The organism is Niallia sp. Kr1 (assembly GCF_050389805.1).
GTDB lineage: Bacteria > Bacillota > Bacilli > Bacillales > Cytobacillaceae > Bacillus_BD.
The window spans coordinates 5035609-5048739 of sequence record NZ_CP130945.1 but is presented as its reverse complement, the minus strand read 5'-3'; the positions used below and the strand labels follow the sequence as shown (position 1 = coordinate 5048739).

Here is a 13131-nt window from a genome sequence, read left to right as displayed (position 1 = left end):
AATGAAGACCAAAAGGGAGTAAAATGACACAAAAAAGAGTCTTCATTTTATCGATGAAGACCAAAAGGTAGGGCAAGCTTAAAATATATCTTCTAATTCTTCTTCCGAATGAACAGCAATTAAAATAATTGCCTTTTCATCGCCAACATTTTTTACAAAATGAGGGACACAGGCATTCCAACTAAAGGAATCGCCTTCCTCTAAAATAAAGGAATCTTCTCCTTGTTCCGCAAGAACTCTCCCTTTTAAGATTAGATGGCTTTCTTTTCCTTCATGGGCATTCGCTTCCCCCATTGACTCTCCTGGTTCGAATTCAATCATCATCATCCGTAATCCACCGAATGAAGCGATATGCTCCACTTTTAATGAATGATGTGTGGAAATTGCTCGTTCTTTTTTTTTCACAATACGCATATGTTCTTCTCTTTCAAGCAATAAATAAGGCAATGGAACTTCAAGGTAATTTGCAATCGTTTGTAAGGTATTGATAGAAGGAGAGGTGTGATTATTTTCAACATTACTAATAAATCCCTTAGATAGACCAGTAGCCTCACACATTTGGGCTATCGTAATCTGTTTTCTTTTTCGTATTTTACGAATTTTGGCGCCGATATCCAGTTTAATCACCTCAAAAGTTTTCTTTTATGAAACTAATATTTATATTACCAAAAAAAACTGTTGACAATCCATATCATTCTCTGTTAATTTATAAACAATAAATATTCATATTTGAAAACTTAATTTCTTATTACAAAACTTAAAGGGAGGAAGAGTATGGAGTCGTCTTTGTACTATGAACTTCGTAAACCTAATAAAATAGATCCGCATAAAAAGTATCCTGCGATATTCTTGTTGCATGGTATGGGAAGTAATGAACAGAATATGTTCCCTTTAGTACACGGATTAGAAGAGCAAATGTATATCTTTAGTATCCGCGGTCCCATTTCTCAAGGTCCTGGTTTTACCTTTTTTACGATAGAGGGATATGGAAAACCGCATCGTGATATTTTTAAACAATCATTAAATCAGTTAACTCATTTTATTGAATATGCTACTGAACAATACCCAATTGATTCAGAGCAGGTATTTTTACTAGGGTTTAGTCAAGGTTCAATATTATCCATGTCCCTTGCCTTAACTCTTGGGAAAAAGATAAAGGGGATTGTTGCTTTAAGTGGGTATCTCCCTAAACTTGTTATAGAAGATTACGAAATACAACCAGTTGATCACCTTTCTGTATTTATTTCGCATGGTGAAATGGACGGGGTTTTACCCTATCAATGGGGGGTTGAGGCCCAAGAATACTTCAAAAAACTAGAAGCGAAAGTAAGCTTTTATTCGTATCCAGAAGGTCATACCATCTCATTGAAAAATCACCAAGATCTATTGAAATGGATTCAAGATCAATTACTACAATAAAAGGAGGAAAAACGATGTTACCAGCACTTTTTATTGCTCATGGAGCACCATTATTGGCAATTGAAAATAATGATTATACACAGTTTTTAAATGGACTAGGAAAAACATTACCTAAACCAAAAGCTATCGTTCTTTTTTCAGCTCACTATGAGGCACCCGTACAGCGGGTAAGTGATGTAGATGATGAATTTGAAACCATTTATGATTTTGGGGGATTTCCTGAACCCTTATATCGCATTAAATATCCGGCAAAAGGCGATAAGTCTATAACGGAAGAAATTAAGAGCTTATTTAGCCAACAAGGGATACCTTTTGAAGTAGATTCCCAGCGTGGTTTAGATCATGGAGCATGGGTGGTACTTAGAATGCTTTATCCAAATGCTGATATACCAGTGATTTCCATGTCCGTTAATCAGCGTTTAACTCCAGAGGAGCAATATGGAATCGGAAGGGCTTTATCAAGCTTGCGTGAAAAGGATGTTTTGATCATTGGCAGTGGTGGTACCGTTCATAACCTTCGAATGGTCGCGTGGGAGAAGGATGGTAAGGAAAATGTACAATGGGCGGTTGATTTTGATCAATGGTTGGAGAATCATTTAACAACTTGGGATACAGCATCACTATTTGACTACTATTCGTTAGCACCAAATGCTCAACATGCTGTGCCACCTTACGGCAAAGAGCATTTTGTTCCAATCTTTTATGCTATGGGAGCTGCCGACGATACAAAACAAGCTAAATTACTGCATCGCAGTTATCGATATGGTAACTTGAGCCACAGTGTTTGGCAATTTGGTTAACCTCATATAGAAGGTGCCTTACACTTGTATAATTGGTGAGAAGAATGATAGCTTTTAACAATTCAGAGGGGTCCATGCTTGTCTGAATGAAGTTAAGCCTGTGGGGATGCCACAGAATTTTAAGGGGAATTTATCGAGTGATCTCGACGACGGACAAGGACGTCCTATAGTCAAGAGAAAGCCACAGGATGCGGCAGTTTGAAGCGTGATTAAACTTGGCGCATTTCATTAAGTAAATACAATATGAAACTAATACAGGGGAGAGAGAAACAGAATGGAAAACAAATTTGAAGTAAGTACACTTATTTTACGAGTAATATTGGGGATTACATTCTTTGTTCATGGTTATGTAAAATTTTCAGGTGGGATTGAAAATACGGTAGGTTGGTTTGCAAGTATTGGACTACCAGGTTCATTAGCCTATGTAGTAGCGATCATTGAGTTAGTTGGTGGATTGGCTTTAATTATTGGATTGGGGAGTAAAGTCGTTTCTGCTTTATTAGGTATTATCATGATTGGCGCTATTATAAAGGGGAAATTAGCAGCAGGATTTCTAGGGAACGGTACAGGAGCTGGATGGGAATTGGATTTAGCTTTGTTAGCAATGGCAGTCGTAATTGTGATTAATGGTAGTAAATTACTATCTGTTGACAAGCTACTATTTAATAAAAAACAAGATTCTGTTAGTGAAAATATCTAATTTTTAAAAAAAGCTTATCAAACGAGGAAACCGTTTGGTAAGCTTTTGTTTTTATGCGCATAGTACTAAATGAATATATTCTTCTAAATCCTTGATGGCTTTACTAACCACGTCAGCTGTCATTTCTCCAGGTAAGACATGAATAGATTCTTCTGGGATAACGGTTTTCTCAGCTACTTTTACCATCATTTCTTCCGTGACTTGGTTAACGCCTAGATTTTTAAGTGAAAGGGGTAAGCCTAATGTCTGATAAAAGGGAAGGATGCTTTTAATCTCCTCCCATTTGTTTTCAAGAACTAATTGAACAAGAATTCCGTATGCAACTTTTTCACCATGTAGGGCATGGTGGGTTTCCTCTAAGACAGTCAGTCCATTGTGAACTGCATGGGCGCCAGCGACACGACCGTAATGGTCACCAAAACCTCCAACCATTCCACCAAGCATAATAATGGTTTCGACCACTTTAATAAAATCATCATTTAGTGTTCCACAATTAGCAGCTTCTACAGCACCTTCCGAATACTGTAATAAAATCTCCTTGCATTGTTTTGCAGTGAAGTAGCAGATTTCAAGGGGAACAGATTTGTTTTGAATATGGGCTAACTGAACATCAGCTTCATACCATTTGGCAAGAGTATCAGCAATCCCAGCAACAAACATGTCTAGAGGACCATGCAATAAGATTTCAGGTTCTATTAACACGAGTGATGCACCAACAGGGTAAATATCAAAGCGATTAAATGTGCCAGCATCATCATAGATCACGCTTACTGGCGTCCAAGGGGAACAATTGGATGCCAGAGTAGGAATTAAAACAGTCGGTTTATGAGAAACATGACCTGCTGATTTTACTAAATCGAGGACTTTTCCGCCGCCTACGCCAATGATGGCATCATAGGATCCTTCCGAAGTGAGAGTAGCAACTGTATCAATTTGGGATAAAGAGTTTTCTCCATGATATTGATATCTAGTATACTCAATTTTATTGAGACTAGGCCAATAAGGCTCTGTAGCAGACCAAGATTTTTCACCGTGAACAATCAGGACTTTTTGAAAACCACGTTCTAATAATTTCTCTTCTAACCGATTGAGTACTCCAGCTTCTAGGACGTACTCACTAGGAGCTCCATGTACAAAAATAGTTTCCATCACTGTTTCTTCCTTTCTCGTTTATCTAGGTAGTAAGAATCTCAATTTACAAAAAATACCCCTATCTTAATAGGGGTATTTAATCTTTATCTTTCAGTCATCCACGTCGGTTTTCCAAAGCCCTTGAATTCTTCATCGATTATTTTTTCAAAGTCTTCAGATTCAACGATCTCGATAATATCTTTTGCTAATTGAGAGTCTTTATTATCTGTTTTAACCGCAACGACATTACGATAACGATCATCCATATTTTCAAGCTGTAAGGCATCAAGTAAGTCCATGCTTGCAGCAATGGCAAAGTTTCCTGGTACTGCGGATAGGTCAGAGCTATCAACGGCACGTGGTAGCTGACCTGCTTCAATCGGCTGGAATTCTAGATTTTTAGGATTTTCCTCAATATCCTTTTCAGATACTGTTAAAGGATCTGCATCTTTACTAACGGTTATTAAACCAGCATCTTGTAATGTATTAAATGCACGAGCCGCATTCGTTGGATCGTTTGGAATTGCGATAGTTGCTCCATCTTTTACTTCATCTAATGAGTTATAAACGTTTGAATAGATTCCCATCGGTGCAGTTGGAACAATAATCAATGGTGTTAAATCCATATTATTTTTTTCAGCAAAGTCTTCTAGATAAATCGTATGTTGGAAGAGATTCGCATCAATGTCCCCGTTATCAAGGGCATTGTTCGGTTGAATGTAATCACTGAATTCAGTTAATTTTACTGTATACCCTTTTTCTTCAAGACTAGGGATAATCGCTTTTGATAACATGTCACTATATGGACCTGCAGTTGCTCCTAATTCAATTTCTTTTGATTCTGATGCTTTCCCTGCATTATCAGTACCTTCCTCTGTGTCGCCGCCGCCACACGCTGCTAATAAGCCTACAGCTAAAAATAAAACGAGTGTAACTAACCACTTCTTCATTCATAAAACCTTCTTTCTTTTATTAATAATATTATTTACCTTTTATCTACAGCCTTGGCGATAAAATCACCAAGTATTTGAATCACTTGTACTAACACAATCAAGATGACAACAGTGGCAATCATAATTGTATTATCGTATCGATAATAACCAAAACGAATGGCTAAGTCGCCGATTCCACCACCGCCGACGGTACCAGCCATTGCTGAAAATCCTATTAAACTAATTAAAGTCAGCGTAACACCTGAAATAATCCCTGACTTTGCCTCTAAGAGTAAAACATCTTTTATGATCATCCATGGTGTAGCGCCCGCGGCAATCGCTGCTTCAATGACACCTTTATCAATTTCGCGTAGGGCGTTCTCTACGATTCTAGCGAAAAAGGGGATCGCTGCAACAGACAGTGAAACACTAGCTGCAGATGGTCCAATTTGGGTTCCTACAATGGCCTTTGTTAAAGGAATTAGGGCAACAAGTAATATGATAAAGGGGATTGAGCGAATTAAATTCACAATAAAACCTAATACATTTTGAACGAAACGATTCTCCCAAAATAGTCCTTTATCTGTGATAAATAATAGAATTCCAACGGGCAATCCAATGACAAGCGCCACAACTAGTGAAATCCCAATCATATAAAGGGTTTGAAAAAAGGCCGTATTGATATCGGGTAAAAGTTCAATAAGATGTTGAAAATCAAATCCCATGACGCAGTACCTCCACTTCGGCAGTTCGATTTCGAATAAATCCTATTGACTGATCAATATCATCCTGGGATCCATTCATTTCCATGATAAAAACTCCTAATGGGGACTCTTGAATATATTCAATTGAGCCATGAAGGAAGTTACCTTGTACATTAAATTGCTGAAGAGTATCAGAGATAATGCCCTCTCCAGCAATACCGCCTTTGAATGTGACCTTAATGATGGTTCCTTTACACTTTTCTAAAATCGCAATTGGAATATCGTAATTGACAACAGAGCTAATAAACTCCTTCGTTAATTCTGTCTGTGGACTAGCGAAAATATCATAAACAGGTCCTTCTTCCACGACTTTACCATTCTGCATGATCGCCATTCGGTGGCATATTTCTTTTACGACATCCATCTCGTGGGTGATTAACACAATGGTAATGTTCAGCTCTTCATTAATTTTTTTCAATAATTTTAAGATCGATCTTGTTGTCGTTGGATCGAGTGCAGAAGTAGCCTCATCACAAAGCAGGACGGTTGGATTATTAGCAAGCGCTCTTGCGATTCCGACTCTTTGTTTTTGACCTCCACTAAGTTGTGCTGGATAAACATTTTTCTTATCAGATAGACCAACCATGTCTAAAAGTTCATTCACGCGTTGATCAATTTTATGACTAGGGACCTTTGCTGCTTTTAATGAAAAAGCGATGTTTTCAGCCACTGTTTTTTGACTGATTAAGTAAAAATGTTGGAAGATCATACCAATTTTAAGGCGAGCCTTTCGTAATTGTTGACTATTTAATTTTGTTAGATTTGTTCCATCAACTAATATCTCACCAGAGGTAGGGCGTTCAAGTAAATTAATACAACGGAGAAGGGAACTTTTCCCAGCCCCTGAATATCCTACAATTCCGTATATCTGACCTTTTTCAATGATTAATGATACGTCATCAACCCCTTTAATCAGACCATTTTTTGATTTATATATTTTTGTAAGATCTTTAATTTCGATCATAAGGCACCTTCTTTCAACCAAAACTGATTAATTAGATAGGAATAAAGAGGATTATAGATTTTAAAAAAGCTTCTTTCACTTGAAAGAAGCATCGAAATACAAATTTAGACTTCGACTTATCTCTCAGAATAAAAGATTCTGTAGGATTTGGCACCTTCCCGTATGGGGGTTGCCGGACGTCATAGGGCCTTTCCCTCAGTCACTCTGGATAAGTTACATATATCAAATTGTTTAAATTCTGAATGAATTAAATTATATATGAATAGTACTAATCTATTAATCCTTTGTCAATAAAAAGATTATTTGTTTTTATTATTTTCACTTTACTTATTATATAAATCGGTTCTACGATCCTCAAAAACAGGGATGGTTTGGCGGACTTCATCGACTTCCATTAATTCTATTTCCGTATAGTAGATTCCTTCATCTGTTTGACCGCTTAAAAGGACTTCTCCCCAAGGAGCAATCACCATGGAGTGTCCGTTAAAATCATTATTTGGATCTTTTCCTACTCGATTAACGGCTACAATAAAGCATTGGTTTTCAATAGCCCTTGCTTGCAACAGTACTTGCCAATGGTCAATTCGCTTTGTTGGCCATTGAGCAGGGATGAACATGATTTTAGCGGATTGAAGGACATGTTGTCGAATCCATTCAGGAAAGCGTAAATCATAACAGATAACTCCTCCGCATGGTATATTGTCTAATTCAAAGTTATTCATCCTTTGCCCGGGTTCCATATAGTGGTGTTCATCCATTAGTTTAAAAAGATGGGCTTTATCATATTGAGATAAAATGTTACCTTGTCTATCTGTGATGTACATTGTATTGAAAAATTTTCCATCCCGTTTTGTTGCAACGGATCCCCCTACAATATTAACAGAGTACTTAAAGGAAAGTTGTTTTAATAATTGTTGTGTCTTACTGCCGTTTTCATCTGCAAGTCTATCTAATTCCCTCAAGGCGTAGCCGGTATTCCACATTTCTGGAAATACAATGACATCTGCATTTTGTTGTGCTGCTTCTTTTATATATTTTTCTATTTTAGTATAGTTTATCTCGGGTTCTCCATATGCGATATCCATTTGAACACATGCAATTTTCATTCTTACACCGCCTCTAGACTTTTTAATATAAAGATTATAGAATTTCAATTAAAACATCAATCATATAATTTTATTCAGTAGAAGTTTTCCATTTCTAAAGTTAAGAGATGAATGATAAATTTTTTACTATTTTTTGATGGGTTTAACTGCTGCTGAATGAAGTTAGACTCCGGAGGATACCACGGATTTTTATCGAACAAGCTCGATAAAAATCCGGTCGCAATTCGACGGAGGAATTTGATCAGATAAAGGTGGATACGATGGAATACTCTGAACGTTTAAAGAAACTACCCGTACAGTTTTTTTCTACTCTTGTTAATAAAGTGAATAAAGCCATATCTGAAGGGAGAGATATTATTAATTTAGGGCAAGGGAACCCTGACCAACCTACGCCTTCACATATTGTTAAAGCGTTACAAGAGGCAGCTGAGGACCCACAAACACATAAATATTCCTTATTTCGGGGAATTCCAGAATTAAAGGAGGCTGCAGCGGCCTTTTATAAACTGCAATATCATGTTGACCTTGATCCGGATAAAGAGGTAGCTATTTTGTTTGGTACCAAAACAGGGCTAGTCGAACTGCCTCTGTGCTTACTTAATGAAGGTGAATTGATGTTGCTGCCAGATCCAGGATATCCTGACTATTTATCAAGTGTCGCTCTTGCCAATGTTCGCTATGAAACATTCCCATTAGTGGAAGAGAATCACTTTTTACCTAACTATCATGATTTTACTGTAAGTCAAAAGGAACAAGCAAAGCTTATGTACTTAAATTATCCAAACAATCCCACAGGGGCGTCCGCCAGTAAGGAGTTTTTTGAAGAAACGGTTGCTTTTGCAAAGGAAAATGATATCGCTATCGTGCATGACTTTGCTTATGGAGCGATTGGGTTTGATGGTCAAAAACCAGTTAGTTTTCTTGAGGTTGAAGGTGCAAAAGATGTTGGAATTGAGATGTATACATTATCGAAAACCTACAATATGGCTGGGTGGCGTGTAGGGTTTGCTGTTGGGAATGCAGAGATTATCGAAGCAATCAACTTGATTCAGGACCATCTGTATTGTAGTTTATTTCCCGCTGTACAAAGAGCAGCAGTTGCTGCATTAGCTGGTGATCAAACTTGTGTTGAGGAACTCGTTCAAAGATACGAAAGAAGACGTAATACATTCGTTTCGGCTTGCCGTGAAATTGGCTGGGATGTAAAAGCTTCATCAGGTTCCTTTTTCGTTTGGCTTCCTATCCCCCAAGGTTTTACTAGTGAAGAATTTGCTGATTATTTACTAGATAAGGCTGATGTTGCTGTTGCTGCCGGTAATGGCTTTGGGAGGCATGGTGAAGGCTATATTCGGGTTGGATTATTATTAGATGAGGATCGCTTACTGGAAGCTGTTAATCGAATTGAAAAACTTAAGCTCTTTAAATAAGAGATTACTAGTTTTATAGACTGATAATGAGGGTAGTAGGGAAAAAATATAATTCCCTACTGCCCATTTTTTTTAAAATTTTTACTGTATACAAAAATGTTTATAAGTTTACGATAAATGTATGCAAGTAAACAATGTCGTAAACAAAATGTATGCAAAAGTGTTTACAAGTATACAAATTCATATACATCTTGATAAATCAATATGTGTACGAATTTTGTAAACATGTAAACGAATAAAGCGAGGACAAATGATTCCTTTCGAGTCACCTCTGATACCCCAGATCATACATTAAGGCAATTACAACATCTATAGGATACGGAACGCAGAACTTTTTAAGTGAATTGCTGAATTTGTTATGGGAGGGGCTAACCAAATCCATTCAGGGGATCGAGAATTAATTACAATTCCCCTTCCAAAAAAATATCGAGGGTCCAAAGGGATTGGTTGCAACATGAACATTCAGAGGCATAACTAGGAACCATTCTCCATCACTTACTTTCAGATCCAATCCGTGCTACTTCGTTAATGGCATCACTTAACAATAATTCCATAAATATTGACGAAGCTCCTTATTTGCAAGAGCAAGAAGTCTCTAAGCTGATAAGTGAGGAATTTGCTGAAACAGCTGCTGCTTTTGACCGTATAGAGACTGAACGATCCAATACTTAGAGGATGATATAAGTGAATTTGATTGGGAATCGGTAAAAATAGAGGAAGTGGATGCAGATGACCTGCTAGGGGAATTTCTATCTGCCATGAATAAATAGTCTTTAGAAATGAAAAATGGGTTTGTCGGGCTTTCATTGTGATTATCGAACGAAAGGGACTTGATGTTATTGCCAGATCCAGGTTTTCCCGACTATTTATCAGGAATCGCTCTAGCTAATGTTCGCTATGAAACATTTCCATTAGTAGAAGAAAATCAATATCTACCTAACTATTACGAGTCTACTGAAAGCCAAAAGGAAGAAGGAAAACTGATGTACCCATAATTATTCTAATAACCCCACAGGGGCGTAGGCAAATAAGGATTTCTTTGAAGAAACGGTAGCTATTGCGAAAGAAAATTAAATGCTGTTGTTCATGATTTTGCATACGGTGCAATAGGGTTTGATGGTCAAAAGCCAACAAGTTTCCTTGAAGTAGAAGGTGCGAAGGATGTTGAAATTGAAATGTATACATTATCGAAAACCTACAAGGACCGGTTGGCGTGTTGGCTTTGCCGTTGGGAATGTAGGAAATCATTGAAGCGATCAATTTGATTTAGGACCCTCTGTATTGCAGTTTAATCCCTGCTGTACAAAGGGCTACGGTTGTTGCATTAACTATAGACCAAACATGTGTTGATGAATCAGTTCAAGGATACGAAAAGAGACGAGATACTTTTGTTTCAGTTTGCCGTGAAATTAACTGGGATTTACAAGCCTCAGCGGGTTCTTTTTTTGTCTGGCTCCCTGTTCCCAATGGTTTTACTAGTGAGGATATTGCTGATTACTTACTAGACCAGGGCGATGTGGCTGTTGCTGTAGTTAATGGATTTGTCAAGCATGGTGAAGGTTATATTTGCGTTGGTTTACTATTAGAAGAGGAACGAATTCTGGAAGTGATCGAATTGGAAAACTTAGCTTTTTAAATAATAAATCACTAGTTTTATAGACTGATAACGTGAGGGTAGATGGGAAAAAATATAGTCCGCTACTACCCTTTTTTATTAATTTTTTTGTTATATACAAAAAAAGTTTACAAGTTTACCATAAGTGTATGCATGTAAACAATGTCGTAAACAAATGTATACAAATAATGTTTACAAGTATACAAATACGTATATAACCTCATAAATCAACAAGTGTACGTGTTTTGAAAACATGTAAACGATAAAGTAAACTTGTAAACATGCTTACGAAAACTGTGTATAATGTTACATTTATTTATCTTTTTGCTGTACTCTATTGAAAAATCTACCAATCTTGTGTAATCTTAAAACACAAGAAAAACATCTCTATCATGTAAAAATTCTATTAATAGATATGTCAGAAAGGATGTAAATAAATGAGTAATTCAAGAATTGCCGCTATTGATGTAGGTAACGATTCTGTTAAAGCTATCTTTGGAAAATTAGACTTTGAACTTAATATTCCTAATATTGTTGCAATTGATGTAGAGGATCGCCCAGTTATCGGAATTGAAGAGTTAGACCAAAAGGATCCTTTAGATGGAATTCATGTTAAAGTCCACTCCCCTGCTCTAAACGATAATAATGCCATTTATCGTGTGGGGAATTTAGCAACAAAAAGCCACAATGCAACGGAATTAGATCCTGGAAGCAGTAAATCTGAAGAGGATCAAACGTTAGTCATGCTATTTACAACATTGGCTCTAGATGCTGTACGGGAAGAAAATACAAGTGTATTCCGTAGAAACGGAAACATTATCGATGCCAACTATAAACTTGGAACAGGGCTTCCTCTTCGAGAAGTAAAAGAAGGAAGAGATGCGGGTTACCGTTCAAAACTATTAGGTAACGTACACCAAGTTGAATTTTTAGTTACTCCAAAATATCAAGGAATTAAGGTTAATATTAAATTTGATGAAGTAAAGGTATATCCAGAGGGATTTGCGGCTTATATTAATTTAGTCCTTGATAATAACTTAAATATCATTAATAAGGATTTAATTGATAAGAGAATACTTATTCAAGATATTGGAGGTTTATCAACTGATATTGCGGTTATTAAAAACCGTAATGTCGACGATGATAAAGCACAAGGATTTAATCTTGGGGTATCTGAAGCTTTAGAGGAAATTAGAGAAGAAATCAGAAAGAAACATGGTATTGAACTAGATAGTCGTAGAGATGTGGTTGAGATTTTAACGAAAAAACACGATCGAAATCATATTATGGTAAAGGGTAGTCGTACAAGTGTTCATGATATTACAGATCGCATTCTTTTAGATTTAGCGAAAAAGCAGTATCGACTACTACGCAATACATGGCAAAAGAATTCTCAAACTGAAATCTGCTATTTTGTCGGTGGAGGATCAAATGTACTGAAGGATTATTTAAAAACATTAAATAATAATCTCGATGGCTATAATATTGATTTCTTTGAAGATGAGAAAGAGAGCATTTGGATGATGGCGAACGCCTATTATAAGCTCATTACGGACTTTGTAAGAAAGCAAGAGAAACAAAAGCAAAAGGTCGATGAAAGTAAAAAAGCAGTTAACACAAAATAAGGTGATGTTAGATGAACAAGCCTTCTGCGAATGAGGTGAAGCGGGGACAAACGATTTCTTTTCGAATCCCCTCTGACACCCCTGATCATACATTAAAACAATTACAGCATCTTAAGGATACGGAACGCAGGAACTTTTCTAGTAAAATTGCCGAATTTGTCATGGAAGGGGTAAATCAAACCCATTCAGGGGATCGAGAATTAATTACGATTCCCCTTCCTAAGAAGTTGACAAAGGCTCAAAGGGATTGGTTGAAGCATGAACATTCTGAGGCGCTGCTAGGGACCATTGTTCATCACTTAATTTCAGATCCAATCCGTGCTACTTCGTTATTGGCATCACTTAACAGTAATTCCATTGATATTGACGAGGCACTTTATTTACAAGAGGAAGAAGTTCCTCCCCTTTTAAATAAGGAAAATGCCGAAATAGCTGCTGCTGTTGATCGTATAGAGAGTGAGCCATCTCAAGACTTAGAGGATGATTTAAGTCAGTTTGATTGGGATTCAGTGAAACTAGATGAGATGGATGTAGAAGACTCTAATGCCGAAGATTTGGATGCAGATGACCTGCTAGGGGATTTTCTAGCAGCAATGAACAAATAGTCTTAAAGACATGAAAAAAGGGTTTCTGGACGATTTTACAACC

At 36.9% G+C, this 13131-nt stretch carries 13 protein-coding genes, 1 pseudogene and 1 riboswitch; of the genes and pseudogenes, 8 read left to right on the top strand and 6 right to left on the bottom strand.

Going from position 1 to position 13131, the window contains the following annotated elements; genetic code table 11:
* Positions 1-78: 78 nt before the first annotated feature.
* Complete coding sequence (locus tag Q5760_RS25010; RefSeq protein WP_428912686.1) at positions 79-618, bottom strand: helix-turn-helix domain-containing protein; 540 nt, start codon at positions 616-618, stop codon at positions 79-81.
* A 156-nt stretch (positions 619-774) separates the two neighbouring features.
* On the opposite strand from Q5760_RS25010, the gene Q5760_RS25005 reads away from it, so the two are divergent.
* The 3 genes from Q5760_RS25005 (at position 775) to Q5760_RS24995 (ending at position 2919) form a co-directional block, all read left to right on the top strand.
* Positions 775-1419: an alpha/beta hydrolase gene (locus Q5760_RS25005; protein ID WP_428910197.1), complete on the top strand. Its 645-nt coding sequence runs from the start codon at positions 775-777 to the stop codon at positions 1417-1419.
* Positions 1420-1433: 14 nt separating this feature from the next.
* Positions 1434-2219: a DODA-type extradiol aromatic ring-opening family dioxygenase gene (locus Q5760_RS25000; protein WP_428910196.1), complete on the top strand. Its 786-nt coding sequence runs from the start codon at positions 1434-1436 to the stop codon at positions 2217-2219.
* Positions 2220-2493: 274 nt separating this feature from the next.
* The gene (locus tag Q5760_RS24995; protein WP_428910195.1) at positions 2494-2919 is read left to right on the top strand and encodes a DoxX family protein; all 426 of its coding nucleotides are present in this window, start codon (positions 2494-2496) and stop codon (positions 2917-2919) included.
* Positions 2920-2970: 51 nt separating this feature from the next.
* Here Q5760_RS24995 and Q5760_RS24990 read toward each other — a convergent pair whose 3' ends face one another.
* The 5 genes from Q5760_RS24990 to Q5760_RS24970 all read right to left on the bottom strand — a co-directional run bounded on the left by Q5760_RS24990 (position 2971) and on the right by Q5760_RS24970 (position 7816).
* Positions 2971-4068, bottom strand: a complete 1098-nt coding sequence (locus tag Q5760_RS24990; protein ID WP_428910194.1) for an iron-containing alcohol dehydrogenase family protein — start codon at positions 4066-4068, stop codon at positions 2971-2973.
* 86 nt (positions 4069-4154) lie between these two features.
* Positions 4155-5000, bottom strand: coding sequence for a MetQ/NlpA family ABC transporter substrate-binding protein (locus tag Q5760_RS24985; protein ID WP_428910193.1), 846 nt, complete (start codon positions 4998-5000; stop codon positions 4155-4157).
* A gap of 35 nt (positions 5001-5035) precedes the next feature.
* Positions 5036-5707 (bottom strand): methionine ABC transporter permease, encoded by a 672-nt coding sequence (locus Q5760_RS24980; RefSeq protein WP_428910192.1) that lies wholly within the window; start codon positions 5705-5707, stop codon positions 5036-5038.
* Positions 5697-6710, bottom strand: coding sequence for a methionine ABC transporter ATP-binding protein (locus tag Q5760_RS24975; RefSeq protein ID WP_428910191.1), 1014 nt, complete (start codon positions 6708-6710; stop codon positions 5697-5699). The genes Q5760_RS24980 and Q5760_RS24975 overlap by 11 nt, the downstream gene beginning before the upstream one ends.
* Positions 6711-6823: 113 nt before the next feature.
* Positions 6824-6925, bottom strand: a riboswitch (SAM riboswitch).
* A gap of 108 nt (positions 6926-7033) precedes the next feature.
* Entirely contained in the window at positions 7034-7816 is a 783-nt protein-coding gene (locus tag Q5760_RS24970) for a carbon-nitrogen family hydrolase (RefSeq protein WP_428910190.1), read from the bottom strand.
* Between the two features lie 260 nt (positions 7817-8076).
* On the opposite strand from Q5760_RS24970, the gene Q5760_RS24965 reads away from it, so the two are divergent.
* The 5 genes and pseudogenes from Q5760_RS24965 to Q5760_RS24945 all read left to right on the top strand — a co-directional run bounded on the left by Q5760_RS24965 (position 8077) and on the right by Q5760_RS24945 (position 13088).
* Positions 8077-9243 carry a pyridoxal phosphate-dependent aminotransferase gene (locus Q5760_RS24965; RefSeq protein WP_428910189.1) on the top strand — a complete coding sequence of 389 codons (1167 nt, stop codon included), beginning with the start codon at positions 8077-8079 and terminating at the stop codon, positions 9241-9243.
* Positions 9244-10076: 833 nt separating this feature from the next.
* On the top strand, positions 10077-10238 hold the full coding sequence (locus Q5760_RS24960) for a hypothetical protein (RefSeq protein WP_428910188.1): 162 nt from the start codon (positions 10077-10079) through the stop codon (positions 10236-10238).
* Between the two features lie 281 nt (positions 10239-10519).
* A pseudogene (locus tag Q5760_RS24955) lies at positions 10520-10759 on the top strand (aminotransferase class I/II-fold pyridoxal phosphate-dependent enzyme); the annotation flags it as partial.
* A gap of 536 nt (positions 10760-11295) precedes the next feature.
* Complete coding sequence (locus tag Q5760_RS24950) at positions 11296-12483, top strand: ParM/StbA family protein (RefSeq protein ID WP_428910187.1); 1188 nt, start codon at positions 11296-11298, stop codon at positions 12481-12483.
* 11 nt (positions 12484-12494) lie between these two features.
* Positions 12495-13088 carry a hypothetical protein gene (locus Q5760_RS24945; RefSeq protein ID WP_428910186.1) on the top strand — a complete coding sequence of 198 codons (594 nt, stop codon included), beginning with the start codon at positions 12495-12497 and terminating at the stop codon, positions 13086-13088.
* The last annotated feature ends 43 nt before the right edge of the window (positions 13089-13131 follow it).

Excerpts from the sequence above, each read along its gene's own strand:
- Q5760_RS24950 (WP_428910187.1), top strand. The coding sequence starts at position 11,296 with ATGAGTAATTCAAGAATTGCCGCTATTGATGTAGGTAACGATTCTGTT.
- Q5760_RS24975 (WP_428910191.1), bottom strand. The coding sequence starts at position 6,710 with ATGATCGAAATTAAAGATCTTACAAAAATATATAAATCAAAAAATGGT.
- Q5760_RS24985 (WP_428910193.1), bottom strand. The coding sequence starts at position 5,000 with ATGAAGAAGTGGTTAGTTACACTCGTTTTATTTTTAGCTGTAGGCTTA.
- Q5760_RS24945 (WP_428910186.1), top strand. The coding sequence starts at position 12,495 with ATGAACAAGCCTTCTGCGAATGAGGTGAAGCGGGGACAAACGATTTCT.
- Q5760_RS24965 (WP_428910189.1), top strand. The coding sequence starts at position 8,077 with ATGGAATACTCTGAACGTTTAAAGAAACTACCCGTACAGTTTTTTTCT.
- Q5760_RS24990 (WP_428910194.1), bottom strand. The coding sequence starts at position 4,068 with ATGGAAACTATTTTTGTACATGGAGCTCCTAGTGAGTACGTCCTAGAA.
- Q5760_RS25000 (WP_428910196.1), top strand. The coding sequence starts at position 1,434 with ATGTTACCAGCACTTTTTATTGCTCATGGAGCACCATTATTGGCAATT.
- Q5760_RS24995 (WP_428910195.1), top strand. The coding sequence starts at position 2,494 with ATGGAAAACAAATTTGAAGTAAGTACACTTATTTTACGAGTAATATTG.
- Q5760_RS25005 (WP_428910197.1), top strand. The coding sequence starts at position 775 with ATGGAGTCGTCTTTGTACTATGAACTTCGTAAACCTAATAAAATAGAT.
- Q5760_RS24960 (WP_428910188.1), top strand. The coding sequence starts at position 10,077 with ATGTTATTGCCAGATCCAGGTTTTCCCGACTATTTATCAGGAATCGCT.
- Q5760_RS24980 (WP_428910192.1), bottom strand. The coding sequence starts at position 5,707 with ATGGGATTTGATTTTCAACATCTTATTGAACTTTTACCCGATATCAAT.
- Q5760_RS24970 (WP_428910190.1), bottom strand. The coding sequence starts at position 7,816 with ATGAAAATTGCATGTGTTCAAATGGATATCGCATATGGAGAACCCGAG.